Source organism: Rheinheimera oceanensis (assembly GCF_018831085.1).
GTDB lineage: Bacteria > Pseudomonadota > Gammaproteobacteria > Enterobacterales > Alteromonadaceae > Alishewanella > Alishewanella oceanensis.
This window is the reverse complement of sequence record NZ_JAGPNM010000007.1, coordinates 196,069-219,896: the sequence shown is the minus strand read 5'-3', so window position 1 is coordinate 219,896 and position 23,828 is coordinate 196,069. Positions and strand designations below refer to the sequence as shown.

At 48.5% G+C, this 23,828-nt stretch carries 25 protein-coding genes and 1 riboswitch; of the genes, 13 read left to right on the top strand and 12 right to left on the bottom strand.

What is annotated here, in order from left to right; all coding sequences use genetic code 11:
• Positions 1 to 94: 94 nt before the first annotated feature.
• From hda to dapA, 5 genes are all read right to left on the bottom strand, one after another.
• Positions 95 to 790 (bottom strand): DnaA inactivator Hda, encoded by a 696-nt coding sequence (hda, locus tag J3B89_RS15965; RefSeq protein WP_215398596.1) that lies wholly within the window; start codon positions 788 to 790, stop codon positions 95 to 97.
• Positions 790 to 1,848 carry a DUF2066 domain-containing protein gene (locus tag J3B89_RS15960; RefSeq protein ID WP_215398595.1) on the bottom strand — a complete coding sequence of 353 codons (1,059 nt, stop codon included), beginning with the start codon at positions 1,846 to 1,848 and terminating at the stop codon, positions 790 to 792. Before J3B89_RS15960 ends, hda begins: the two co-directional genes overlap by 1 nt.
• Before the next feature lie 85 nt (positions 1,849 to 1,933).
• Positions 1,934 to 2,650, bottom strand: coding sequence for a phosphoribosylaminoimidazolesuccinocarboxamide synthase (purC, locus tag J3B89_RS15955; protein WP_092796529.1), 717 nt, complete (start codon positions 2,648 to 2,650; stop codon positions 1,934 to 1,936).
• Between the two features lie 91 nt (positions 2,651 to 2,741).
• Positions 2,742 to 3,800: an NlpB/DapX family lipoprotein gene (gene bamC, locus J3B89_RS15950; RefSeq protein WP_215398594.1), complete on the bottom strand. Its 1,059-nt coding sequence runs from the start codon at positions 3,798 to 3,800 to the stop codon at positions 2,742 to 2,744.
• Between the two features lie 30 nt (positions 3,801 to 3,830).
• Positions 3,831 to 4,715 (bottom strand): 4-hydroxy-tetrahydrodipicolinate synthase, encoded by an 885-nt coding sequence (gene dapA / locus J3B89_RS15945; RefSeq protein WP_215398593.1) that lies wholly within the window; start codon positions 4,713 to 4,715, stop codon positions 3,831 to 3,833.
• Between the two features lie 179 nt (positions 4,716 to 4,894).
• Between dapA and J3B89_RS15940 the strand changes: the two genes are divergently transcribed.
• The 4 genes from J3B89_RS15940 to J3B89_RS15925 all read left to right on the top strand — a co-directional run bounded on the left by J3B89_RS15940 (position 4,895) and on the right by J3B89_RS15925 (position 9,181).
• Entirely contained in the window at positions 4,895 to 5,422 is a 528-nt protein-coding gene (locus J3B89_RS15940; protein ID WP_215398592.1) for a glycine cleavage system transcriptional repressor, read from the top strand.
• A 13-nt stretch (positions 5,423 to 5,435) separates the two neighbouring features.
• Positions 5,436 to 5,900 (top strand): thioredoxin-dependent thiol peroxidase, encoded by a 465-nt coding sequence (gene bcp / locus J3B89_RS15935; RefSeq protein ID WP_215398591.1) that lies wholly within the window; start codon positions 5,436 to 5,438, stop codon positions 5,898 to 5,900.
• A gap of 133 nt (positions 5,901 to 6,033) precedes the next feature.
• Positions 6,034 to 7,140 (top strand): PQQ-dependent sugar dehydrogenase, encoded by a 1,107-nt coding sequence (locus tag J3B89_RS15930; RefSeq protein WP_215398590.1) that lies wholly within the window; start codon positions 6,034 to 6,036, stop codon positions 7,138 to 7,140.
• 4 nt (positions 7,141 to 7,144) lie between these two features.
• Positions 7,145 to 9,181 carry a TonB-dependent receptor family protein gene (locus tag J3B89_RS15925; protein ID WP_349814230.1) on the top strand — a complete coding sequence of 679 codons (2,037 nt, stop codon included), beginning with the start codon at positions 7,145 to 7,147 and terminating at the stop codon, positions 9,179 to 9,181.
• Between the two features lie 22 nt (positions 9,182 to 9,203).
• Here the strand turns inward: J3B89_RS15925 and J3B89_RS15920 are convergent, their stop codons facing one another.
• A complete protein-coding gene (locus J3B89_RS15920; protein ID WP_215398589.1) occupies positions 9,204 to 10,277 on the bottom strand; it encodes an AI-2E family transporter in 1,074 nt (357 codons plus the stop codon).
• 205 nt (positions 10,278 to 10,482) lie between these two features.
• Between J3B89_RS15920 and bepA the strand changes: the two genes are divergently transcribed.
• Genes bepA through J3B89_RS15900 form a run of 4 tightly spaced genes read left to right on the top strand, consistent with a single transcriptional unit; the run spans position 10,483 to position 13,306 of the window.
• Positions 10,483 to 11,928: a beta-barrel assembly-enhancing protease gene (gene bepA, locus J3B89_RS15915; protein WP_215398588.1), complete on the top strand. Its 1,446-nt coding sequence runs from the start codon at positions 10,483 to 10,485 to the stop codon at positions 11,926 to 11,928.
• A gap of 32 nt (positions 11,929 to 11,960) precedes the next feature.
• Positions 11,961 to 12,308, top strand: coding sequence for an arsenate reductase (glutaredoxin) (arsC, locus tag J3B89_RS15910; protein WP_215398587.1), 348 nt, complete (start codon positions 11,961 to 11,963; stop codon positions 12,306 to 12,308).
• Complete coding sequence (gene wrbA, locus J3B89_RS15905) at positions 12,305 to 12,883, top strand: NAD(P)H:quinone oxidoreductase (protein ID WP_215398586.1); 579 nt, start codon at positions 12,305 to 12,307, stop codon at positions 12,881 to 12,883. The genes arsC and wrbA overlap by 4 nt, the downstream gene beginning before the upstream one ends.
• Positions 12,884 to 12,886: 3 nt before the next feature.
• The gene (locus J3B89_RS15900) at positions 12,887 to 13,306 is read left to right on the top strand and encodes a DUF2069 domain-containing protein (protein WP_251372484.1); all 420 of its coding nucleotides are present in this window, start codon (positions 12,887 to 12,889) and stop codon (positions 13,304 to 13,306) included.
• Here J3B89_RS15900 and J3B89_RS15895 read toward each other — a convergent pair.
• Together J3B89_RS15895 and J3B89_RS15890 are read right to left on the bottom strand one after the other, a co-directional pair.
• Positions 13,303 to 14,055, bottom strand: a complete 753-nt coding sequence (locus J3B89_RS15895) for a substrate-binding periplasmic protein (protein WP_215398585.1) — start codon at positions 14,053 to 14,055, stop codon at positions 13,303 to 13,305. The genes J3B89_RS15900 and J3B89_RS15895 overlap by 4 nt on opposite strands.
• 76 nt (positions 14,056 to 14,131) lie before the next feature.
• Positions 14,132 to 15,331: a DNA recombination protein RmuC gene (locus J3B89_RS15890; RefSeq protein WP_215398584.1), complete on the bottom strand. Its 1,200-nt coding sequence runs from the start codon at positions 15,329 to 15,331 to the stop codon at positions 14,132 to 14,134.
• 77 nt (positions 15,332 to 15,408) lie between these two features.
• On the opposite strand from J3B89_RS15890, the gene J3B89_RS15885 reads away from it, so the two are divergent.
• Positions 15,409 to 15,987 (top strand): LON peptidase substrate-binding domain-containing protein, encoded by a 579-nt coding sequence (locus tag J3B89_RS15885; RefSeq protein WP_215398583.1) that lies wholly within the window; start codon positions 15,409 to 15,411, stop codon positions 15,985 to 15,987.
• Here J3B89_RS15885 and J3B89_RS15880 read toward each other — a convergent pair.
• Together J3B89_RS15880 and queE are read right to left on the bottom strand one after the other, a co-directional pair.
• A complete protein-coding gene (locus tag J3B89_RS15880; RefSeq protein WP_215398582.1) occupies positions 15,978 to 16,391 on the bottom strand; it encodes a DUF6841 family protein in 414 nt (137 codons plus the stop codon). The two genes, J3B89_RS15885 and J3B89_RS15880, sit on opposite strands and share 10 nt — an antisense overlap.
• Entirely contained in the window at positions 16,392 to 17,057 is a 666-nt protein-coding gene (gene queE, locus J3B89_RS15875; protein ID WP_215398581.1) for a 7-carboxy-7-deazaguanine synthase QueE, read from the bottom strand.
• Between the two features lie 113 nt (positions 17,058 to 17,170).
• On the opposite strand from queE, the gene queC reads away from it, so the two are divergent.
• Together queC and J3B89_RS15865 are read left to right on the top strand one after the other, a co-directional pair.
• The gene (gene queC / locus J3B89_RS15870; protein ID WP_215398580.1) at positions 17,171 to 17,839 is read left to right on the top strand and encodes a 7-cyano-7-deazaguanine synthase QueC; all 669 of its coding nucleotides are present in this window, start codon (positions 17,171 to 17,173) and stop codon (positions 17,837 to 17,839) included.
• Positions 17,840 to 17,933: 94 nt separating this feature from the next.
• Complete coding sequence (locus tag J3B89_RS15865) at positions 17,934 to 19,178, top strand: dicarboxylate/amino acid:cation symporter (protein WP_215398579.1); 1,245 nt, start codon at positions 17,934 to 17,936, stop codon at positions 19,176 to 19,178.
• Positions 19,179 to 19,199: 21 nt separating this feature from the next.
• Here J3B89_RS15865 and lysC read toward each other — a convergent pair whose 3' ends face one another.
• Positions 19,200 to 20,552 carry a lysine-sensitive aspartokinase 3 gene (gene lysC, locus J3B89_RS15860; protein WP_215398578.1) on the bottom strand — a complete coding sequence of 451 codons (1,353 nt, stop codon included), beginning with the start codon at positions 20,550 to 20,552 and terminating at the stop codon, positions 19,200 to 19,202.
• Between the two features lie 91 nt (positions 20,553 to 20,643).
• A riboswitch (Lysine riboswitch) is annotated at positions 20,644 to 20,816 on the bottom strand.
• A gap of 177 nt (positions 20,817 to 20,993) precedes the next feature.
• Positions 20,994 to 21,263, bottom strand: a complete 270-nt coding sequence (locus tag J3B89_RS15855) for a DUF3081 family protein (protein WP_068235709.1) — start codon at positions 21,261 to 21,263, stop codon at positions 20,994 to 20,996.
• Positions 21,264 to 21,361: 98 nt separating this feature from the next.
• On the opposite strand from J3B89_RS15855, the gene J3B89_RS15850 reads away from it, so the two are divergent.
• Together J3B89_RS15850 and J3B89_RS15845 are read left to right on the top strand one after the other, a co-directional pair.
• On the top strand, positions 21,362 to 21,964 hold the full coding sequence (locus tag J3B89_RS15850; protein WP_215398577.1) for a hypothetical protein: 603 nt from the start codon (positions 21,362 to 21,364) through the stop codon (positions 21,962 to 21,964).
• A gap of 134 nt (positions 21,965 to 22,098) precedes the next feature.
• The gene (locus J3B89_RS15845; protein WP_215398576.1) at positions 22,099 to 23,814 is read left to right on the top strand and encodes a M28 family metallopeptidase; all 1,716 of its coding nucleotides are present in this window, start codon (positions 22,099 to 22,101) and stop codon (positions 23,812 to 23,814) included.
• Positions 23,815 to 23,828 lie beyond the last annotated feature (14 nt).

The following is a 23,828-nucleotide window of genomic DNA, read 5'->3' as shown; positions in this document are numbered from 1 at the left end:
CGTGTCAAAGCCGCCAATGATACACCAGAATTGCAGCTAAACGCAGGCTGTTAAGGCATTTTTTCTAAAAAGCAGGCTGAAATAATATTACTGATTAGCTGAGGATTTCTTTAACAAAGGGAATGGTCAGCTTACGCTGATGCACTATGGTGGCTTTATCCAGTTTATCCAGAGTAGACACCAAAGCGCGGATGTCACGATCCTGATGGTTTAATAAATAACGCGCTACCTCATCCGGCAGCTCCATGCCGCGCAGACGGGCTTTTTGCTGTAACAACTTATGCTTGTCGTCGTCGGTCAGCAAACGCAGCTGAAACCCGGTACAAGCCTGCAGCCTGGAAACCAAATCGGCCAGTTGCAGGCCAAGTTGTTGCGGTGCTTCATTGCCAACAATAATCAGGGCTTTACCCTGCTCTGCCATGCGGTTGTATAAATCGAACACTGCCGTTTGCCAGCTTAACTCACCGGCAATAGCCTGAATATTATCCAGACACACCAGATCAAGTTGCTCTAAATCATCGAGCAAACGTGGGCTTAACAGTTGCCAGTCATCCAGCGTCAATAATTGGCTGGTCAGGCCCTGCTCTTGTGCCTGTACGCAGGCAGCATATAACAAATGTGATTTACCACTGCCACTGGCACCAAACAAATAAACCGGACTTTGATTGGCCGGTTTTTGCAGATAATTTTTTAAAAACGCTACCGCAGCGGTTTGCCCGGCAGCATAAAAACTGTCGAGCGTTTCATCTTCCGGCAAGGTTACTGCCAGCGTATATTGTAGCGGCTGCATCAGGGCCTCAGATAGCGGTACGTCGCCAGCGTTGGCTGCCCGGGATCATTCACTGCGATAGCACCGTCAGCGGATTGCGGCTGTAACTGCTTATTAAACCGCAAGGCATTAAGCAAGCCGTCAGCAGAAATACCTGCCTGTACAGCAAAGCGCGCCACGCCGGCGTGATAGCTGCTGACAGTCACCTGCGACACGCCGACAACCTGTTGTAACAAGCGCTGCACCTGTACGATATCTGCCAGATCGCTGAGCTGTTGTACTTGCAGCACAAACTGCGCCGCGTTTTCACCCGATAGTACACTGGCATAACGCTCAGACAGCTGAGCTGCCAACACCCTTGTAAAGTGTTGCATCAGTGTGGCTTCATCAGCAGCAGTAATTTCCTCGCGTAAAGTCCGGCCGTCATCCTGGCGCTGCCAGTTTAGTCGCAGCTGTTCTTTACCGTCCACTGTCTGGCGCTCAACAGTGCCTATGATCACAATATCTGCAGCGTAACGGCTGCTGGCTGCAACCACAGGTTGCCAAAAGCCTGCCCAGACATCAGTTTCCGCTAAATTAAGCAGATCATCCATATCGTATAATGGCAGCATTAATGGCAAAGCCGCCTGCCGAAATGCCTGCTGCATTGCAACGTTCAGTTGATGGCTACTCTGGCGCACAAACTGACGCTCTGCACCATTTTGTTCAACCAGCCAGACTAACGTATCCGGGCGTAATGCGCCCCACACCGGCACCCCCTGCTGCTGTAGCAACTGATTTACTTTATCGGCATCCAGCAATACCCGCATCCGGTTACCGCCGGCCTGGCGCACGTTTTCAAATTGTTTAACATAGCCGGCAGCTTTGGCCAGTTCAGCCTTTATCTGGGGTAACTCTGTTACTTCAGCTTTACCACTGACACGCACCAACACCTGCGCGAGCGCCTGGCGCTGCCATTCATTACCTGATGTGGCAGAGTCAAGATCCGCCTGATATAAGCCGGCGATTTGAGTAGCAAAAACGGCCTGTGCCGAAAAAATGCCCAGTAAAAATCCAATAAGCGAAAAATAGTGTTTCATCAGATGTAACCTCAGGCCAATACCGGAAAAATACCTTTATAAAAAATAAAGCCACCTTATGGTGGCTTTATCGCGAACTTAGTCTTTAATCCAGTTTAACACCAAGACGGTTAGCCACTTCTTCATAGGCTTCTACCACACCACCCAGCCCCTGGCGGAAACGGTCTTTGTCCAGCTTTTTGCGGGTAGCTTTATCCCATAAACGGCAGCCATCCGGTGAAAACTCATCGCCAAGCACAATTTCGCCGTTAAAAACACCAAACTCCAGTTTAAAGTCAACCAGCATCATACCGGCTGCATCAAACAACGCAGCTAATACTTCATTGGCTTTAAAAGTAAGTTGTTTCATTTTTGCCAGTTGTGCTTCTGTTGCCCAGTTAAAAGACACGGCCAATGATTCATTTACCATGGGATCATGCAGCGCATCGTTTTTCAGGAACAGTTCAAAGGTTGGCGGCGTTAACGCCATACCTTCAGTTACGCCCAGACGGCGCACCAAAGAGCCGGCAGCAAAATTACGCACTACGCATTCAACCGGGATCATCTTTAACTTTTTTACCAGCACTTCATCGTCAGACAGCAGTTGCTCTACCTGGGTAGGAATACCGGCAGCCTGCAATTTTTGCATAATAAAATAGTTAAACTTGTTGTTGATCATCCCTTTGCGGTCAAGCTGTTCAATACGCTCGCCATCAAAAGCTGAAGTATCATTACGAAAGTGTAACACCAGCAAGTTATCATCTGTTGTGTTATATACCGTCTTAGCCTTACCACGGTATAACTCGGTTGTCTTCTGAACCATTCTAAAACTCCAGCCGCGCAGCGAAAAATTCAGCCGCAGAGTATAAAGATCTTTGCTCTTTATTCAACTGCGTTTTCTGTTTGCTGTGTAATTAAAGCTCAACCCTTGCCTGCCGTACAGCCTGTACGAACGGCTCATGCAGTGTAAGCACGGTTTCAGGGCTTAGCGCTTCGCCACTGCTGTTCTGCATAACAATAGCCGTACCGTTGTCATTACGTTTCAGCATTAGCTGATATTCACCGTCCTGTAATGGTAACTGAATGGGTGCATCTTTACCCCAAATACGGCTCCAAAAACCCTGCGTCGGTTTTTCGTAAGTCAGATAATAAGTAAACACCGAGCGGTTCATATCGGTTACTGACAAATTTAACGCTGCAAATACCGCTTCAAGTTGCGACCACACCACATCAACTGACTGGCTACTTAATAACGCTGCGTTACCGTCTTTATCTAAGCCTGGCTCAACAGAAACATCAGGCGCTTTGGCCCTGTTTGCCATCGCAACCGCAATTTCCTCTTTGCCCACCCGGTCAATAATCTGGTTTAGTAACGCGACCTCCTGGCGATGTGCTTCGCGGCCAGCCAGTTTGTTTTCGGCAACAAAATGTTCATGCTCGAGCATAGTTACCGTTAAACTGGCAGAACGGCCGTGCGGACGTGGCTCAAATAACAATTTAAAGCGGGCTTGCTCGGTTACATTGGCTGACTTCCAGAACCAAAAACCGGTTTCATCTGAGCGCGTTATCCAGCCGGTAGTATATTCCAACCCTTTTTCGTCCGTTTGCTGCAGGGTTACACCTTTCTCCGCAAATTGTGCCGTTAAAGCCTGCTGTAAAAAGGGGATCAGGTCGCCGGTAAAATCATTACGATCAAACCAGACACGTGCCAAACGCTCACCTTCTTCTACCCGGCTGCTGGACGCCGTTGCCAACACCAGTGATGGTGCTTTTATTTCAACATCAACCACTGCAGCATCTGTGGCTGGGATATCGAACTGGCCTGGCCTGGCGGGTTGTTGTAAGCCAGCTGGCACTTTAATGCTTTCAACACTGCGCTGCTCTTTGCCGGTATCAACCTGGCTGCTGTCAAACATGGAACAACCTGCCAGCAACACGCTGACAGCAATACTACTTTTGGCCCAATATTGCACTTAACTACTCCTAATAAATAACGCTATGCATTATGGCAGCTCAATATCAGCCTGCTTTAATGCCTGTTCGATTACTGCCGCATGAATTGGTTCCAGTTGCGTTAGTGGTAACCGCATCATGTCAGAACCTATCAAACCCATTCTGTGCAATGCCCACTTGGCTGGAATGGGGTTAGCTTCAATAAATAAATCGTGGTGCAGTGCCTGCAGCTTCTGATCAATGGCTTCAGCTTCTGCACGGTTGCCCTGCATAGCGGCCTGACATAAGGCTGCCATTAAACGTGGTGCTATATTGGTGGTAACAGAAATAACACCATGGCCTCCCCGCAGCATAAATTCAGCGGCCGAGGCATCATCGCCACTTAATAACGCAAAATCAGCCGGGCAGCGCTGCTGTAACTCAGCCAAACGCTGCATTGAACCAGTGGCTTCTTTAATACCAACAATATTTTTTGTTTTTGCCAGCTCAGCTACGGTTTCAGGTAATAAATCTACTCCGGTACGGCCAGGTACGTTGTACAGTAATACCGGTTTGTCTGTCGCCTGTGCCACCGCATTAAAATGCAATACCATGCCTTTTTGCATGGGTTTGTTATAAAACGGCGTTACCGTTAAAAAACCGTCGATGGGCAATTTAGATAACGCTTTAGTGCGCTCTACTGCTTCTGCAGTGGCATTAGCGCCATTGCCGGCAATAACAGCAATAGCGCCATTAACCTGTTTGCATACCGCAGCAATAACTTTTAGCTGGTCATTAAAAGTAATAGTGGCAGCCTCTCCGGTAGTGCCCATTATTACCAGGCCCTGAGTGCCATTTTTCAAATGAAAATTAACCAGTGCAGTTAAGCCTGTGTAATCAATTTCGCCCTGAGCCGTCATCGGCGTTATCAGTGCAACCCAGCTTCCTGTAAACATGTAAAGCACAACCCTTTTTACGTTAAGGGCGCCTATGTTAAAGACAGCAGGCAGCAAACACAAGAATGGATCCATGCTTATTGCAACTTGGTGCCCGGGGATGAAATATTTCAGCCGTGTGCTACACTGCCGCGCACTGTTTTACTTAGTCTGTTTTACGTTTCTGCCGGGATTTTATTATGTCGCAACAACTTGTTGTCACCGCCATCGGAACCGATCGTACTGGTATAGTCAGTAAACTGGCACGTCTGGTTACCGACTGTAATTGCAATATTATTGATAGCCGCATGGCTATTTTCGGCGGCGAATTTACCTTTATTATGCTGTTATCCGGCGATTCTGCAGCTATTAGCCGGATAGAATATTTATTGCCCAGCCTGGGGCTGGAACTTGATCTGACCACCATGACCAAACGTACCAGTGCCCATCAGCGCAAACCGGTAGCAGCGCACTACGTGCTGGAATATACCGGGCCGGACCGGGTTGGTACCCTTGGCGCTATTACCGGCTTGCTGGCAAGCCGGCAGGTATACATTGGTGCCCTGCAATCAGAAAGCCGGCCTGACGCCGATACTAACCAAACCATAATGCACACACTGATGACACTGGAGTTACCTGAAGGCGAACAGCCAGAGCAGATAAAAGCAGACATTACAGCGTTAATGCAAACAATGAATTTAACCGGCAGCTTTCATGCCCAAACCTGAATTGGAGTACCTAATGACCTATTTAAGCGCCGGCGCCAACGCGCCTGACTTTACTTTGCAAGATCAACACAACAATCCGGTACAGTTATCTGCATTGCTAAAACAACAACGGGTATTAGTGTATTTTTACCCCAAAGCAATGACACCGGGTTGCACGGTACAAGCCTGTGCTTTGCGCGACAGTAAAGCCGAGCTGGCAGCTAAAGGCGTAACCGTGGTGGGGATCAGTACAGATGCCCCTGCCAGGCTGGCGAAGTTTGCAGAGCGCGATAAGTTAAATTTCACACTGCTTGCCGATGAAGATCATAAAGTTGCTGACGCCTTTGGTGTATGGGGCGAGAAAAAGTTTATGGGCAAAGTGTATGACGGTTTACACCGCATTAGTTTCTTAATTGCCCAGAATGGCAAAGTAGAAAAAGTCTTTGATAGCTTTAAAACAAAAGATCACCATCAGGTGGTGTTAAATTATTTAGGCTAACCTTGTTAACAATACGCCGTGCCTGCACTGTATTTGGTCTTAATTTTAACGTAGTGCATGGCGTAACCTGCTATGGTTTTTACCGTTTAATTTGTTTTAATCGCTGATTATCCAATCTTTACAGGAGTACCACATGCAAAAACATTTAATGGCAGCGCTTATTGCTCTGACAATAGCTCCGGCTACACAGGCAGCTGATCTGACAACGGAAAAAACGCCTCTGACCATAAGCAGTGTGACCTCAGGGCTGAAACACCCCTGGGGTATGGCTTTCTTGCCTGACGGCAAAATACTGGTTACTGAGCGTAATGGCGGTATGCTGATTGTTGACGCAGAAGGTAACAAAAGCGCACCGCTGGCGGGTTTACCTGACATTGAAGCCCGTGGTCAGGGCGGTTTGCTGGATGTTGTATTGTCACCGGATTTTGCTACCGACAACACGGTGTACTTTAGTTTCAGTGAACCCGGTGCAGATGGTAACAGCACAGCAGTGGCCAGCGCCAAATTAGGCGCCGACAAACTGACAGACGTAAAAGTGATTTTTAGCCAGCAGCCAAAATATAAAAGCAACCATCACTTTGGCAGCCGCCTGGTATTTGATAAAAACGGCGAATTGTTTATTACCACCGGTGATCGCGGCAGCCAGCGGGATCAGGCACAAAAGCTGGACAACCATATAGGTAAAGTGATCCGCATTAATACCGATGGTACACCGGCACAAGACAACCCTTATATTAAAGACAGCAAAGCCAAGCCGGAAGTCTGGTCTTATGGCCACCGTAATATTCAGGGCGCGGCACTGCACCCGCAAACCGGCGCACTGTGGACACACGAGCACGGCCCTCAGGGTGGTGATGAAATTAATATCGCCCAGCCGACTAAAAATTACGGCTGGCCGCTAATCACATACGGCGAAGAGTACGGCGGCGGCGTAATTGGCAAAACAGAGCAGGATGGCCTTGAGCAACCGTTACACTACTGGGTTCCTTCCATAGCACCAAGTGGTTTAATATTTTACACCGCCGATCTGTTCAGTGAGTGGAAAAACAACATGCTGGTAGGCTCATTAAAGTTTGGTCAGCTGGTGCGCCTGGAGCTTGATGGCGATAAAGTAAGCCATGAAGAGCGCATTATGATTGGCCACCGCATTCGTGACGTTGAACAAGGGCCGGATGGTGCCGTTTACTTACTGACTGACAGCTCTGACGGCCAGTTATTACGTTTAACGCCGGCGAAATAATCCAGTGAAAAAAGTAAAATCTACCGCCAGCCTGCCAGCATGGTCAGCGCTGGCGCTGGCTTTGCCATGCCTGTACAGCCACAGTTTACGCGCTGAAGAAACCGAAGTTATTGTGATCAGTGCCTCAGCACAGCCAGAAGCATGGTTAAACAGTGCGGCTTCGGTAGAACTTAGTCCTTTGCCTGCGCAAGGAATTATCATCGACAGCGCACAGATATTTGGCGCCATTAGCGGAGTGCAGGCAGACAGCAGAGCTAATTTTGCCCAGGACACCCGTGTCAGTATCCGTGGTTTTGGTAGCCGGAGTGCTTTTGGCATTCGCGGCCTGCACCTGCAGCAGGATGGTATACCGCTGTCTACGCCTGATGGCCAGGGCCAGTTATCCAGCGTTTTACTAGACAGCGTAGCACAGGTAGAAGTGCTAAAAGGCCCGCTGGCGGCGCTGTATGGCAATGCCTCTGGTGGCGTTATCTCGCTGTACAGCCGCACACCGGTGCAAAACGCTGTTACTGCCAATGTGGCAGGCAGCGAGCAGCACCGGCAATACCAGTTGCAGGCTGACTGGGTCAGCGGTGATCACAGCTTAAGCTCAACAGTAAAACAGTTTCGCACCGATGGCTACCGGCCGCACTCTGCTGCAGAAAAACAGCAGGCGCAGTTGCTGTACAAAACGGTACTGGCAAACAGCATTAGCATTAGTGCAAGGCTTGATTACGCCCGAGATCCTACGCTGCAGGACCCACTCGGTATCACACTGAGCGCCTGGCAGCAAAACCCACAGCAAACAGACAGCGCAGCTGAGCAGTTTGACACAGAAAAAACCAGCCGCCACCGCCAGCTTAGCCTGAGTTTATCAGCCTATGATGATCCGGACCGCTGGCAGTTCGGCAGTTGGTTTGGTGACCGCCATGTAAACCAGCGTCTGGCCTTTACCGGCAGCGCATTATCCTCTGCCGGTGGCGAAGTGGTGTTGCAGCGTCAGTTTAAAGGTATTAATGGCAGTTACCGGTTATTGGCCGGTGATAACTACAGCATACGCGCTGGCGGTAGCCTGGTACAAAGCGACGATGAGCGCCTGGGTTTTGTTAATAACTTTGGCCAGCGTGGCGACTTGCGCCGCGACCAGACCGACAGTGCTGATAATACCGATGCCTTCGTCCGCTTTAACTGGCAACCGGCAGCATTGTGGCAGGTACAGGGAGGCTGGCGTTACAGCGAGTTAAAACTCAGTATTGCCGATCGCTTTATTTTGCCAGAAAACCCTGATGACAGCGGCGTTAAACAGTTTTACAACGATGCCTTTGCGCTGGGGTTAAGTTACCGCATTGCACCGGGTTTCAGCTGGTTTGTCAGTGCAGGTACCGGCTTTGAAAGCCCCACTCTGGCAGAAATTGCTTACCAGACAGGCGATACCGGCGTGAATCTGGCATTAAATGCCAGTACAAACCGGCAATGGGAAAGCGGCTTTAAATGGTTAAGTGACGGCCTAAGCGCCAGCCTGAGTTATTTTAGTATTGACAGTAAAAATGAGCTGTTAGTTGACAGCAACACAGGCGGCAGAACCAGCTACCGTAATGCCGCTAAAACCGAGCGCCATGGCGCTGAGTTGCAACTTAACTGGCAAACTAATGCTTATTTGCGCCAGCAACTGACAGCCAGTTATCTGTCGGCAAAGTTTGCTGATGCCGGCCTTGATGGCAAACGCCTACCAGGCATAGCCGACAGCCAGCTACATTGGCAACTGGCTGTACAGCCCTGGCAAGACAACACTGAGTTTGCCCTGCACAGTCAGTATCGCAGTCAGGTGTATATTGATGACGCCAATAGCAACAGTGTCCCCTCAGCGCTGACATTCTCACTTAGTGCACGCCATAGCCAGCAGTGGCAACAGCTTAACCTGGCTTACTGGCTGGTACTGGATAATGTCAGTGATAAAGATTATGTGGGTTCAGTTATTGTAAACCAGAGCAATGGCCGCGCCGTTGAACCGGCACCGGGCCGCCAGCTCAGTGCAGGTATCAGCATCGGCTATAACTGGTAACCTGGTGTTAGTCGGTCGGTTCCTAATCGGTCGGTTCAGAGTAAGGATGTACTCTGGCCGACCACGCATTAACAGTAGCTTTAACCAGTGATGCCAGTGGAATGGCAAAGAAAATACCCCAAAAACCAAACAGACCGCCAAAAAACAGCACAGCAATAATAATAAATACCGGGTTTAAATCTACCGCCTCAGAAAACAGCAGCGGCACCAGCAAATTACCATCCAGCGCCTGAATAATGCCATATGCCAGCATCAGATAACCAAATTCAGCTGTTGGCCCCCACTGAAAAAACGCCACCAATGCTACCGGCAAGGTCACTACCGCAGCACCAACATAGGGAATTAACACTGATAACCCTACCAGCACACCCAGTAATAACGGATAGTTCAGCCCAAACAGCGCAAACACGGCATAGCTAACTGTACCAACAATCAGGATTTCAAGAATTTTGCCCCGGATATAGTTCATGATTTGGGTGTTCATTTCATGCCATACCTGGGTAATAAGCTTACGCTCTGTTGGCAGCCACTGGGCAAAACTGGCAGTTAACTGCGCCTTATCTTTAAGCATAAAGAATACCATTAGCGGCACCAATACCAGATAAATCAGCAGCGCCACCAAATCAACAATCGAAGCCAGCGACAAATCCAGCATATTACGGCCAAATGCCATCACCCGCTCATCAACCGAGTGCATTAAAATATTCACCTGTTCAACACTAACAATACCGGGGAAGTTTTCAGGCAGCTCAAGCATATAAGCCCGCCCCTGCTCTATCATCTGAGGTAAATCGCGCAGTAAATTACGCCCCTGATACCAGAAAATGGGAATAATCCACATCAGGGTCAGCGTAGCCAGGCCAACAAAACCTGCCACCACCGCAATGGTACTGACACCACGTGATAAGCCTAACTTACTAAGCCGTACAACAGGCCATTCCAGCAAATAGGCAAATGCAACGGCCACTAATACCGGTGCCAGGATACCGCTTAGCCAGTAAATGGCCATAAAGCCGATCAGTAATAACAGGAATAATGTAACAACCTGAGGATCAGAAAACTTATTGGCGTACCATTTCTTCAGCCAGTCCAGCATATTATTACTCCGTGTTACAGGGGGTTAAACAAGTACTGTAATATTTTGAGTATACCGGAGACACAGATAATTTGGCAGTTAACACTCTGAGCTGACAAAATATATGGTAAATTAGCATGACACAGACACTGGAACTAATCAGCAAAATAGCAGACAAAGTCTGCATTGTTGATCTGACACACAGAAGAGCCCGGGCGTTGTTATCATGAAATTTTCAGCAGTAATCAACTCTTTAACATCCTGCCTGTTTGCAGCCAGCCTGATTAGCTCAGTGTGCGCTGCCAGTAGCTTGCCGGATTTGGGTGGCAATGGCTTTAGCGTCATTACACCGGATAAAGAAAAACAGCTTGGCGATGTAATGATGCGCCAAACCCGTGGCAGTTTGCCTATGGTGTACGATCCGCTGCTTGACGAATATATAAACTCTCTGGGTAACCGTTTAGTCGCGCGCTCCAACGATGTGCGCTTTCCTTTTAAATTCTATTGGGTGCAAGACAGAAACATAAACGCCTTTGCCACCCTGGGTGGCAATATCGCATCCCACACCGGCACCCTCGCCATTGCCGATACTGAAAGTGAGTTTGCCTCTGTTATGGCGCACGAAATTGCCCACGTAACCCAGCGTCATATCGCCCGTTTTGTTGAAGCACAAAGCCAGAAAGCGCCGCTAACGCTGGCCGGCGTGTTAGGCGCTATCGTACTGGCTACGGTTAACCCTGACGCTGGCATGGCCGCCATGATGGCAACTCAGGGCGCTGCGCAGCAAAGTGCAATAAACTTTACCCGTAGTAACGAGCAGGAAGCCGACCGCATTGGTATGCAGGTTTTAGCAGATGCCGGCTTTGACCCTTATGCCGTACCTAATTTTTTCCGTAAGCTGACAGAGCAAAACCGTTTTATCAGTCAGCAGCTGGCTTTTTTGCAAACCCACCCATTATCGCAAAATCGGGTAAGTGACACACGGATGCGGGCTGAGCAATTCCCGCAGCGCTTTGTTCCTGACAGCCAGGATTTTACTTTAAGTAAAGCCAGAGTACTGGCGCGTTATCATTACAATAAAAAAGATGCCGAGCAGGTGTTTCGCAAAAAACTAAGCGAGCCCGGCGGTAATACCAAAGCTAACCAGTACGGTCTGGCCATCACCTTGCTTGACAACGGTAAACTGGATCAAGCCCGTAAACTTATCGAACAGTTGCTGGAAAAAGACGAGCATAACTTATACTACGTTGATGTTTATACTGACATTTTACTGGGGCAAAAAGAGTATCAGCTTTGTCTTGAGATGCTGGAACAGCAATACCTGCTGCGGCCCAATAATCAGGTGGTTACACTAAACTATGCTAATGCGGCGATGAAATCCGGCGGCCATCATCTGGCAATCCATTTGTTAAAAAGCCTGTTGTTCTACAAAAATGACAACATACTGGCCTACGATTTACTATCAGATGCTTACAAAGCCTTAGGGGATTTTGGCAAATATTATGAAGCCAGAGCCGATTTAGCTTACCAGATGGCTAACTACCCCAAAGCCATTGACGATCTTAACGAAGCGTTAAATCATCTTAAGCCGGAGCAAAAGCTGGAAAACCGCCGGCTGGAAGCAAAGAAAAAACAGCTACAGGCCGAATTTAACCGCCTGCAGCGTATGTAACGCTCAGGCCCTGCCACAACAGGAACACACTAATGATAAAAATTTTGCATAACCCGCGCTGCTCAAAAAGCCGCGAAGCGCTGGCTTTGCTGCAACAACAAGCACAAGCTGTTGAGGTAGTAGAATATTTAAAAAACCCACCGACAACAGATGAGCTAACAACCTTATTAGGTATGTTGGCTATACCGGCACGCCAGTTGCTGCGCAGCAAAGAAGAAGAATACAAACAACTGGGGCTGGACAATATGGCCCTGAGCGAACAACAACTAATTGCCGCTATGGCACAGTATCCCAAACTGATTGAGCGCCCGGTGATTATTAAAGGGAATAAAGCCGTTATTGGCCGCCCGGCCAGCAATATTCTGTCGTTGTTATCATGAGCTGCCGCGTCCTGATTTTGTATTATTCACGCCACGGTGCTGTGGCTGCACTGGCAGATAAAATCGCTATTGGCGTGCAGCAAAGTGGCGCCGAAGCGCTGGTGCGTTGTATTCCGCCACTGGACAAACAACATGCCAGCCGCCATGCCCTGGTGGATATTAAAGAGCTCGCCAGCTGTGACGGCCTGGCCTTTGGCAGCCCGGTGCGGTTTGGCAATATGGTAGCGGATGCTAAAGCATTCTGGGACAGCACCACCAGTGTCTGGCTTAAAGGTGAGTTAATTGACAAGCCTGCCGGTGTTTTTACGTCGTCCGGCAGTATGCACGGCGGTAATGAAGCTACCCTGCTTAGTATGAGCCTGCCACTGCTACATCACGGTATGCTGCTAACGGGTATACCCTACAGCGAGCCAGAGTTGCATCAGACGCAAACCGGTGGCACACCTTATGGCCCAACGCATGTCAGCGGCCACCACAGCGATGACAAACTCAGCGTTGATGAACAACGGCTGGCCATCGCCTTTGGTAAACGGCTGGCTGCGTTAAGCCTGCAATTAAAACAACACAGGTTATAAATTATGCAATCAGGCAGCACTGTGCCGATGTCGGTTAAAACAACACGTTACTTATTACTGGGCCGCATTGGTTTTTTTGGTTTGTGGTTATTACAACCGCTATGGATTTTATGGCTGTCGCCACCACAAATGGGTAATGCTTATATATTACTTGCTTTACTCTGGCTGCCGTTGTGGCTGCCATTGTATGGCATTGTCAAAGGCCATGCTTATACCATGGCCTGGGCTAACTTTATTGTGATGATTTATTTCTTGCACAGCCTGACCAACCTGTGGGTAAGCAGCGGTATGCATCAGCTATTGTCAGTAGTGGAGCTGGTACTGGCCAGCCTGATGTTTGTTGGTTGCACATACTATGCCCGTCACCGTGGCCAGGAGCTTGGGCTAAAAATACCGAAGCTGAAAGACGACCCCAGACGTTAATGCTCTAATGGCCGCCCCATATAAAACGCCAGCCGTTGCTGAATAAAGCCGCTGGCGGTTATCTGCTGCAACGTATCGTACAACAACTGCGCATTTTCCGGGTTATGCCGGCTTAGGCCGCAATATACTGTTGGTGCTTTTGACCATAGCGGATCCGCGCTAAAACTCTGATCATCCAGTGTTTTGACAAAAAAATGGTAAGACAAATCAACTGTCATCACCACATCAAGCCGCCCTTGTTTTAAGCGTAATAAATTGCTTTCTAACGAGTGTGCATCATCACGGATCACATCACCACTTTGAAATACCTGCTCCAGCTCCGGGTAGGTAAAACCACGTGTAGTCCCTACTCTTTTACCTGCCAGATGTTGTATGGCAGTAATCGGCTCGCTTTCCCGGCGGCGCACCAGCAGTTGCCGGGTACTAAATAGTGCCGTGCTCCACAACAGCTTGTCAGGTTCATTTACCCAGTCCGGGTTTAAAAAACAGGCAATTTCAGCCCGCCCTTCAATCAGCCAGGGCTCAACTCTGGCCCGGGGTAAATTAATATATTGCACTGTGCGGTTAGTACGCAGACCCAGCTCGTCAATAATATCTTTGCTCAGGCCTGCTTGCAGTTCGTTGGCGGCATTAAAAATTGCATAAGGAGCAGTATTGGTTTCACTGACAATGGCAGAAAGCGGCGCTTTATCAGGCCATGCTGCAGCAGCATAAAACAGCAGAATCAGTAACAATGCAGCTGTTGGCATTAGCTTAACTCCCAGGGCAGGCTATTACTGGCTTCTGCGTTAGTTTTTAACTTAAATTGTTGGTTACAAATACAGCCTAGTCGCTTTCTTCCAGCCATTCCACTTTTTCTATCTGGCTGAAACGGCTGCTTATTTTATGCGCTGACGTATGGATCTGTTTTACGTCAGTCGCGGCCTGATCAATATGCTTAGCCAGGTTATCAAAGCGGCCACGGAAGCGATCAAAGTCTTCTGCCAGCTTAATCAGGTGCTCCTGAATTAAATGAATTTGCCGGCGGGTGGCGTCATCTTTTAGCACACTGCGGGCAGTGGTCAGCACGGCCATTAACGTTGTTGGTGAGGTTAACCATACCCGGCGCCGGTAGGCTTCTTCTACAATGTCGGCATGATAGGCATGTAATTCAGCAAAAATAGCCTCTGCAGGTAAAAACATGATTGCGCCATCTGAGGTTTCATTGGCAATAATATATTTATCGGCAATATCGTTAATATGCTTTTTGATATCCAGCTTAAACTGGCGCTGCGCCAGCTTGCGTTCTTCCGGGCCAAATTGTGGTTCGGTCATCTTTTTATAGCTTTCCAGCGGAAATTTAGCATCGATAACAATGTTGCCACTGGGCTTGGGTAAAAACAGCACGCAGTCGGCAATACGGCCGTTGCTCAACGTATGCTGCAGTGAAAAATGCTGCTCGGGCATCACATTACGGATCAGCGCGCTTAACTGCACTTCGCCAAAAGCACCGCGTGAGCGCTTATCAGCCAGTACTTCCTGCAGGCTGACAACGTTAGTAGACAACTCGGTAATTTTTTTCTGCGCATCATCAATCAGCGCCAGCCGTTTAACAATATCGGTAAAAGTTTGGTTAGTTTTTTCAAAACCTTCACTTAAACGGCGCTCGACCTGACCGGCGATGTCTTTTAAACGCTGATCAATGCTTTGTGTTAATTGCTTTACCTGCTCGGCCAACATAATTGCTTGCTGCTGCAGGTTTTTACTCAGTTCAAAACGGGCTGATTGCTGGGTGTCAGTTATTTTTTGTAATACCTGTAGTAAATGCTCTTGCTGCTGTTGTTGTAAGTGCTGGCGCTGTAAATGCTGCTGCTCCAGCAACTGCTGCTGAAACTGCCCCTGCTGTTGCACCAGTTCAAGCTTATGCCGGGCCAGTTGCTCTGCCAGGTCACTGCCCGGTGCGCGGCGTAATAATAACAGTAGTAATAAAGCGATATTCAGTGCCAGCACCGCTGTTATCAGATAAATCCAGTGTTGTAATGCCATAAAACCTCTGCTGTGGCCAAACCATTGCCGCTCATGTTACGTATAACAGGCAACTATACAACTTTATCAGCAGCACTATGAAAGAACTGGCATTATTTCCGCTAAACAGTTTTATCTTACCTGAAGGGCGCATGCGCCTGCGTGTATTTGAGCCACGCTATGTACGTTTGGTAAGCGAAGCCAGTGCCGGTAAACGCGATTTTGCCCTGGCGCAAATTAACCCTTATGTCAGCCAGCAACATGCTGATCATATTTTGCCACTGGCAACACGGGTGCAAATTGAAGATTTTGAGCAGTTAGAAGATGGCTTGCTGGGTATTACCATTGCTGGTATTGAGCGGGTGAAAATAGTTAAGCGCTGGCAGGAGCCTGATCAGTTACACGTTGCGAAGACCGAACCTATGGCAAATTGGGCAACCACAGATGTCAATACAGAATACACCCCACTTATCAGGCAACTGCAAAAGCTGTTACAGCAGTACCCGGCAATAAACCAGCTTTATCCAGCACCTAAATATACTGACGCGGCCTGGCTGGCATCACGCTGGCTGGAGCTTATTCCCATGCAGCCGGCACTTAAGCAAAAACTGGCACAGGAAAACAGCCCGGCACCTTGCCTGGACAGCTTACAAGCCTGGTTATCACATCAAACCTGAGCGTTGCGCACCCGTTGATAAGCCGCTTGCTCGTCGTCAGTCACTAAGGCAACCAACTGCCAGTTACCTTGCTGTGACTGCAATGTATAAGAGGTATGGCAGGTAAACAGCACCTGATCGCCCTTACCATAGAAATACCAGTACAGACTGACAAACCTTAAGCTTTCTGACAACCTTACCTGACTTTGCAAGCGGAAACTCACCCGGCTTACCCCTACCTGGCGGTATTGCTCAAACTGCTGCTCAAAATACTGGTGCAGGCTTTCAGGCTCAGAAAACATTATTTTGCTTTCATCGGCTAATAACATGCAGGGCAATGAGACTAATTCCAGCAAAGGCGACAATTGGTAATTGGAATAGGCGTCGGCATAACGCTGAAAAAACGGCTCAATATTTTGTGGCATTTAGCTGATCCCTAAATATTTATGCACCTGTACACTAAGCCGCCAGTTATATTTTTTACACATTGCTATTGCCAGTTCTGTGGCACGGCGCTGCTGACTGATTGGCTGCAGATAAATCAGCTTAGCTTTAATATCAGTATGTTGCAATAACTGCAACAACTCATCGACATGTTTTTCCATCGCAACCGGGTGTTTGATTTCATTGGCTCTGTCCAATGCACTTTGCAATACAGTATAGCCACCGGCCATATTCACCTTTGGTGATACGGTAACCCAGGTTTGTGCGGGTGCCTGAATAGCAAAAGTACCGCTGGTTTCAATTTGCGTGTTATAACCATTCTGGTGTAGCAGTTCGCATAAAGGGTTAAGGTCGTACATACATGGCTCACCACCGGTAATGACCACATGTTTTGCCTGATAGCCTTCTTTAACAAACAGTGCCAGTAAATCCTCTGCCGTAACCCCTGCCCAGTGCTCTGTCTCGGCAGTTTTGAGCACTATATCGCCCAGCGGTCTTGCCAGCTCGTCTTTAATGTCCCAGGTGTGTTTGGTATCACACCAGCTGCATCCTACCGGGCAGCCCTGCAACCGGATAAAAATAGCTGCGACGCCGGTAAAACTGCCCTCGCCCTGAATGGTTTCAAAAACCTCGTTAACTTTATACACTCTGTGCTTTGCCCTTTAGCCTGTGGCTGAATTACAGTACAATGCGCGCCCGGCTTCAGGGCCGGCAGCATTAATTGAAAATTTAAGCCGTATTATACAAGAGAGAGCCTGCTATGCCGAACAAAGTTGTGGTGATTTACTCCGGAGGGATGGATTCCTTCACCGTGTTACACAAAGCCGTGCAGGCCGGCCATGATGTATACGCTTTGTCTTTTAATTATGGCCAGCGCCATGTAAAAGAGCTGCAGTGTGCCGCACAGGTGTGTCAGGAGCTGGGTATCAAACATAAAATTGTTGATATCTCTGCTATTAACCAGCTTTTAGCCGGCTCGTCTTTAACCGATGATATTGATATTCCGGAAGGCCATTACGCAGCGGATAATATGAAGTCTACCGTGGTACCCAACCGCAATATGATTTTACTGTCGCTGGCAGTAGGTTACGCGGTATCGCTGGGCGCATCGCAGGTATATTACGGTGCGCACTCGGGCGATCATTTTATTTACCCCGACTGTCGGCCGGAGTTTGTGCAAAAAATGCATGATGTCTGCCAGATAGCCAACTATGAACCTGTCGATATTATCAGCCCTTATCTGGCGCAAACCAAAATAGAAATCCTGGCTGATGGCCTGGCAATGGGGCTGGATTACAGCAAAACCTGGACCTGCTACAACGGCCGCGAGAAAGCCTGCGGTAAGTGCGGCTCCTGCCAGGAGCGGTTAGAAGCCTTTACACTGAATAACGTAGCAGATCCGCTGCCGTATGAGCAAAACCTGAGCTAATACCACACAACTGGTTATAACATATAGAAAAGCGGCCTTGTTGCCGCTTTTCTTGTCTCTATAATGGCGTAAATTTGAATTTGGGTGCTGGTTTATGTTGGCTTTCTGGTTTGCAATTCCGTTTTGGCAAAGAGTACTGGGTGCCTTACTGCTGGGTGTCACTACCGGTGTACTGCTGGGCGAAACGGCCACTGTCTTTAAACCGTTAGGCACCTTATTTATTAATGCCATTCGCATGCTGGTAGTGCCGCTGGTATTTTTTGCCCTGATAAGCAGTATTACCTCACTGGCCGACAGCGGTAAAATGCAGCGTCTGGCATTTAAAACTGTGGGGTTATTTTTACTGACTGCCTTTATTGCCAGTTTAATTGGCTTAACAGTAGGCTCGCTGGTGAACTGGGGCGATACCGTGCAATTAACTGCTGCAGAGATAAAACCGCGCGACATTCCGCCGGTAGCCGATGTGTTAACCAACCTCATTCCCACTAACCCGCTGGCGGCTATGGTAAACGGTAATATTCTGCAAATTATCGTCTTTGCAGCTTTAGTGGGTATCGCCATTAACAAAATAGGCGAAAAAGCGGTGCCGATGAAAAAAGTGCTGCTGTCCGGTGCCGATATTATGTATCAGATCACCCGCATGGTGCTGGAGCTAACCCCGCTGGGTGTCTTTGGTTTAATGGCCTGGGTGGTCGGTAATTATGGCCTGGACACCTTACTGCCGCTGGGCAAGTTTATTCTGGCTATTTATCTGGCCTGTATTATCCATATCGTATTTACCTATGGTGGCCTGGTTAAGTTGTTTGGTGGTATGCGTGTGCGCGATTACTTTAAAGCCATTTTACCGGCACAACTGGTAGCCTACAGTAGCGCCAGCAGTTACGGCACCCTGCCGGTAAGCCATAAAGTGGTAACCGAAAATTTAGGTGTATCAAAAGATTATGCCAGTTTTGTATTGCCATTGGGCGCCACCATTAATATGGACGGCTGTGGTGGTATTTACCCGGCTATTGCCGCCATTTTTATAGCCCATCTGTATGGTATCGACCTCACTGCCTTTGATTACCTGCTGATTGCCGGTACCGCGACATTAGCATCCGTTGGCACTGCAGGTGTACCGGGTACGGCAATGGTTATGCTAACGGTAACGTTAAGCGTAGTGGGTTTACCAATTGAAGGTATTGCCTTTATTGCCGCGGTAGACAGGATTATCGATATGATGCGCACCGCCACCAATGTAACAGGCGATACCATGGTAGCGCTGGTGATTGGCCGTTCAGAAGGTTTGGTACAAAATCCCGCAGAGCAGCCGCAACAAAATACTGCAGTAGCATCTTAAATGATGCTACTGCTGTGCTCATTACGCTGCACTAAACAAACTTTGATGCAGCTGTTTTACTACTGCCGGGGCATCGGCATCCTGCACTAAAAAGCATAAATTGTGCTTTGATGCACCATGGCAGATCAGCCGCATGTTAATGCGCTCCAGTGTGTTAAATAAATCACCGGTTACCCCTTTGCTGCTGTGCAGATGGTTGCCAATCACGGCAATCAGGCTTAAGCCTTGCTCTACAGACACCTCACAAAAACTGCGCAGCTCGCTAATTGCAGGTTCTACCGAGGCACTGAAGGCACTACTCATACCGCCTTCATCTAATGTTAGCGCCACACTGATTTCAGAGGTAGTCACTAAATCGACCGAAATCTGATGCCGGCTTAAAATATCAAACACCCGGGTTAAAAAACCGGCAGCATGCAACATGGCCGGGCTTTTAACAGTGATCAGCGTTTGAGACTTTCTGAGCGCTATAGCGCGATATGGCGGGCGCTCTTTTACCTCTTTGGCTATCCAGGTACCACCGGCTTGTGGCTCGCGGCTGGAGCCGACAAACACACCAATATTACGCCGCATTGCCGGTATTAAGGTTGCCGGGTGTAGTACTTTGGCACCAAAGGTGGCCATTTCGGCGGCTTCATCAAAGCTGATTTCTTTAATGCAGCGCGCCTGATCGGTTAAGCGCGGATCGGTAGTAAAAATACCAACCACGTCGGTCCATATTTGTACCACCGCAGCATTTAGTGCTTCACCCAATAACGCTGCACTGTAATCGGAACCGCCCCGGCCAAGCGTGGTAGTCTGGCCGATATCATCAGCACCAATAAAACCTTGCGTAACCACTACGTTATCTGCCAGCAAAGGTTGCAATTGTATGGCACACAGCTCGCTAATTTGCTCAATTTGCGGCTCGCCTTTACCAAAGCGGCTGTCGGTACGCAACACACGGCGGGCATCAAAGCATAACCCTGCCGCACCTCGCTCACGCAGTACCTGAGCAAACAGTACTGAGCTTAAGCGCTCACCGAAAGATTGAATCTCGTCTTTATGTGCACCGCTGTATACCGCGCCGCCCTGCTCTATCAGCTCTTTGAGCGCCGAAAGCAACTGATCAATATCGGCTGCTACGGCATCGGGCTGCTGCAAACGGTTTAATACGGCCAGCGTAATACGCTCAATGCCCTGATAACAGGCATAGCGCTCGGCAATATCGGTATGTTTGGTAATATCGACTAAAAGGTTGGTAACGCCGGAACTGGCGCTAACCACCACTAAACGGATAGCGGGTTCTGCCAGGATAATGTCAGCACAACGCGACATAGCATCGTAGTCTGCGACACTGGTGCCGCCGAATTTTGCAACAATAAGTTTGGACAAGGGTGCCTCTCCTTATAAAACATAATAAGCAGAGCATGGCATTTGCTAACAGCAAAACGAGAATGGCAACAGACCGCTTGTGTAATTAACAAAGGCCAGAAGCTCTCCACCGAAATTCAGGTGACAGTCGCAAGGATTCAGCCTTAACGACCGAAAAGTGCAGCTCTATAACTGCACTTCTCTCGGCGTTAGTCCCCCTTATTCAGGCTGCGATGTATAGACATCTGTCCTGAACTACCTGGCTAACGCACCTCTTCTGGTCTATCAGATATGATTGACGGGCGACACCTTACCTTGTTTTGCCTGAACAGGCAATAGCCTTTTAGCCGTCTAAAAAAATAGTTACACAGTTAATGCCCGCTGCTGCACCTGCCAGCGCTTATAATTGTGCGCTATGGTAGCGGTTTAAGCTGAACAAATCCTTAGGCGTAGTAAAATAATTTAGTGCTGCCGGTTAATTTTACGCAACTGCGCCATAAATTCATCCATATCGGTTTCAGATTTCGCATCACTGTGCCATTTGTTATGAAACCCCAACGTTAACTGCACCTTACCATTGCTAAAATATACCTCGTAACCGTCAAAGCCGGAATTTACCGTTACGCCTTCCAGCTCAAAGCCAGCACCAAGCTCGTTGTTTATTGCCTTGCCGTGCTTTTCTATTTTACTAAACACGCTGAATAAAAATTTAGCATCCAGTTCATTTTGCATCTGTAGTTTGCTCCTGTATCTGTTGCCTGAAGAGTAACACTGGTTTGCAGCCAATACGTACAAAGGTTATAGTCCGGCCGTCTTATAAGGAGAAATATATGCAAAAGACCTTCATTACAACTGCTATTGCCCTGACATTTTCTGCTACCGTTGCAGCAAACGTTGTGCAGGACGCCCCTTTGGTTTCTATCGCCAGCCACGACGCCTATTTCGACAACCTGCGAGCCCATTGTGGTAAAGCCTATGAAGGCAAAATCAGTGTTGATAACCCGCAAAGTGGTGGCTTTGAAGGCCGCTTAGTAATGCATGTACGTAATTGTACAGACACTCAATTACAAATTCCGTTTCATGTTGGTGATGATCACTCCCGCACCTGGATTATTACCAAAACCGGCTCAGGCCTGAGTTTAAAGCACGATCACCGCAAAAAAAACGGCAGCCATGATGTCTCTACCATGTACGGCGGCCACACTACAGATGCAGGCTGGGCTAATGTGCAGAGCTTTCCGGCCGATCAATATTCAAAAGAGCTGTTCTCGCGTTTAGGTAACCCGCAGTCAAATACCAATATCTGGCAAATGTATATTTACCCACAAACCTTTAGCTACCGTCTGATCCGCGAAGGTCGCGAGTTCCGGGTAGATTTTGATTTAACCAAACCGGTCGCCCTGCCGCCAACGCCATGGGGCTATAAAGACTAATACCCGGGCACAGGCGACCGGTAAGCTGGTCGCCTGATTTCAGTTACGCTAAGATAAACTGATTTTGCCCAACTGGCGCCGCTACAAAGCGTCAGCTACCGAAGCAAACAACAAGAAAAAACCACGGAGCCACTATGATTAGCCTTTCCCGCTTTAGCGCACTTGCTACTGCGCTGACAGCACTTGCGGTATTAACCGCCTGCTCAGAGCAACCAGCCAACGAAAAAACAGCAGAAGTTAACTCTACAGTCGTAAGCGAAACTGAAGCTAAAAGCAGCGAATTACAGTTTACCGAAGTCAATCCGCGTTTAGGTGAATACATTAAAACACTATCAGCGGACGAATTTCAGGGCCGCGCACCGGCCACAAAAGGTGAAGAATTAACCGTAGCTTTTCTGGAAGACAATTTCCGCCGCATCGGTTTAAAACCTATTGATGGCGACAGCTATAAACAACCGGTATCACTGGTACAGATTGACCCGGTTCAGGTATCAGCCATGACATTAAAAGGCGATAAGTTACCGGCGCAGTTTAACTACCGCGACGACATGACAGCCTGGACCACCCAGGTAACCGAGCAGGTTGAGGTAACTGATAGCGAAATGGTGTTTGTCGGCTACGGTATAGTAGCACCTGAATACGGCTGGAACGACTATGAAGGTCTGGACGTAGCAGGTAAAACTGTGGTGATGTTTGTAAACGATCCGGGCTTTGCTACCCAGGATCCGGCATTATTTAACGGCAATGCCATGACCTACTACGGCCGCTGGACCTACAAGTTTGAAGAAGCAGCCCGCCAGGGTGCTGCTATGGCGCTGATTATTCATGAAACGGCGCCGGCAAGCTACGGTTGGGGTGTGGTAGCCCATGGCTCACCGATTAAATTTGATCTAATCAACGAAAACAAAAATATGGATCGTGCCAAAGTAGAAGGCTGGGTAACAACTGAAGCCGCCGAAAAGCTGTTTGCTAACATTGGTACCGATTTAGCCAGCATGCATAAAAAAGCACTGGAAAAAGATTTTGCACCAGTAGCGCTAAATGCCACTGCATCTGTCAGCATAAATAACAACCTGCGTGAGCTGGTATCCAGCAATGTGGTGGGTTATATCGAAGGCAGCAAATATCCGGATGAGTATGTGCTGTATATGGCACACTGGGATCACCTGGGAATGGACTTCTCTAACCCGAAAAACAAAGTATTTAACGGCGCTCAGGATAATGCATCCGGCACCGGCGGCTTACTGGCGCTGGCGGAGTACTTTACCCAGCAGCCTCAGCCAGAGCGCTCAGTGGTATTTGTTGCGGTAACAGCTGAAGAGCGTGGTTTATTAGGCTCTGCCTGGTATGCCGCTAACCCGGTATTCCCACTGGAGAAAACCGTGGTAGGCATTAATATGGACGTAATGAACGTTTATGGCCCGATGAAAGATATGGTGATTGTTGGCCTGGGCAATAATAATGCTGAAGATATTTTGATCAAGTATACCGAACAACAAGGCCGTTATGCCGTGCGTGAGCATAACCCGGAAGCCGGTATCGCTTATCGTTCAGATCACTTTAATCTGTCGAAAAAAGGTGTACCAATTCTTTACGCAAAAGGCGGCAACGACCACTTTGAAAAAGGCATAGAATGGGGCAAAGCCCAGCGTGCTGAATACAATGCCTGCTGTTACCACAAGGTAAACGACGAGTGGAGCGACAACTGGGATTTACGCGGCGCCCAACAAGACTTATTCCTGTTTTATCAGGTTGGCAACGAGCTGGCTAACAGCCGCCACTGGCCAAACTGGAATCAGGGTAACGAATTTAAAGCAATACGCGATGCCTCAGCCGATGCGCGTAAATAAAAAACCTTAAGGTA

Bases quoted from the DNA above. Each gene is read 5' to 3' on its own strand.
- hda (WP_215398596.1), bottom strand. From the start codon at position 790: ATGCAGCCGCTACAATATACGCTGGCAGTAACCTTGCCGGAAGATGAA.
- J3B89_RS15960 (WP_215398595.1), bottom strand. From the start codon at position 1,848: ATGAAACACTATTTTTCGCTTATTGGATTTTTACTGGGCATTTTTTCG.
- purC (WP_092796529.1), bottom strand. From the start codon at position 2,650: ATGGTTCAGAAGACAACCGAGTTATACCGTGGTAAGGCTAAGACGGTA.
- dapA (WP_215398593.1), bottom strand. From the start codon at position 4,715: ATGTTTACAGGAAGCTGGGTTGCACTGATAACGCCGATGACGGCTCAG.
- J3B89_RS15940 (WP_215398592.1), top strand. From the start codon at position 4,895: ATGTCGCAACAACTTGTTGTCACCGCCATCGGAACCGATCGTACTGGT.
- bcp (WP_215398591.1), top strand. From the start codon at position 5,436: ATGACCTATTTAAGCGCCGGCGCCAACGCGCCTGACTTTACTTTGCAA.
- J3B89_RS15930 (WP_215398590.1), top strand. From the start codon at position 6,034: ATGCAAAAACATTTAATGGCAGCGCTTATTGCTCTGACAATAGCTCCG.
- J3B89_RS15920 (WP_215398589.1), bottom strand. From the start codon at position 10,277: ATGCTGGACTGGCTGAAGAAATGGTACGCCAATAAGTTTTCTGATCCT.
- bepA (WP_215398588.1), top strand. From the start codon at position 10,483: ATGAAATTTTCAGCAGTAATCAACTCTTTAACATCCTGCCTGTTTGCA.
- arsC (WP_215398587.1), top strand. From the start codon at position 11,961: ATGATAAAAATTTTGCATAACCCGCGCTGCTCAAAAAGCCGCGAAGCG.
- wrbA (WP_215398586.1), top strand. From the start codon at position 12,305: ATGAGCTGCCGCGTCCTGATTTTGTATTATTCACGCCACGGTGCTGTG.
- J3B89_RS15900 (WP_251372484.1), top strand. From the start codon at position 12,887: ATGCAATCAGGCAGCACTGTGCCGATGTCGGTTAAAACAACACGTTAC.
- J3B89_RS15895 (WP_215398585.1), bottom strand. From the start codon at position 14,055: ATGCCAACAGCTGCATTGTTACTGATTCTGCTGTTTTATGCTGCTGCA.
- J3B89_RS15890 (WP_215398584.1), bottom strand. From the start codon at position 15,331: ATGGCATTACAACACTGGATTTATCTGATAACAGCGGTGCTGGCACTG.
- J3B89_RS15885 (WP_215398583.1), top strand. From the start codon at position 15,409: ATGAAAGAACTGGCATTATTTCCGCTAAACAGTTTTATCTTACCTGAA.
- J3B89_RS15880 (WP_215398582.1), bottom strand. From the start codon at position 16,391: ATGCCACAAAATATTGAGCCGTTTTTTCAGCGTTATGCCGACGCCTAT.
- queC (WP_215398580.1), top strand. From the start codon at position 17,171: ATGCCGAACAAAGTTGTGGTGATTTACTCCGGAGGGATGGATTCCTTC.
- J3B89_RS15865 (WP_215398579.1), top strand. From the start codon at position 17,934: ATGTTGGCTTTCTGGTTTGCAATTCCGTTTTGGCAAAGAGTACTGGGT.
- J3B89_RS15855 (WP_068235709.1), bottom strand. From the start codon at position 21,263: ATGCAAAATGAACTGGATGCTAAATTTTTATTCAGCGTGTTTAGTAAA.
- J3B89_RS15850 (WP_215398577.1), top strand. From the start codon at position 21,362: ATGCAAAAGACCTTCATTACAACTGCTATTGCCCTGACATTTTCTGCT.
- J3B89_RS15845 (WP_215398576.1), top strand. From the start codon at position 22,099: ATGATTAGCCTTTCCCGCTTTAGCGCACTTGCTACTGCGCTGACAGCA.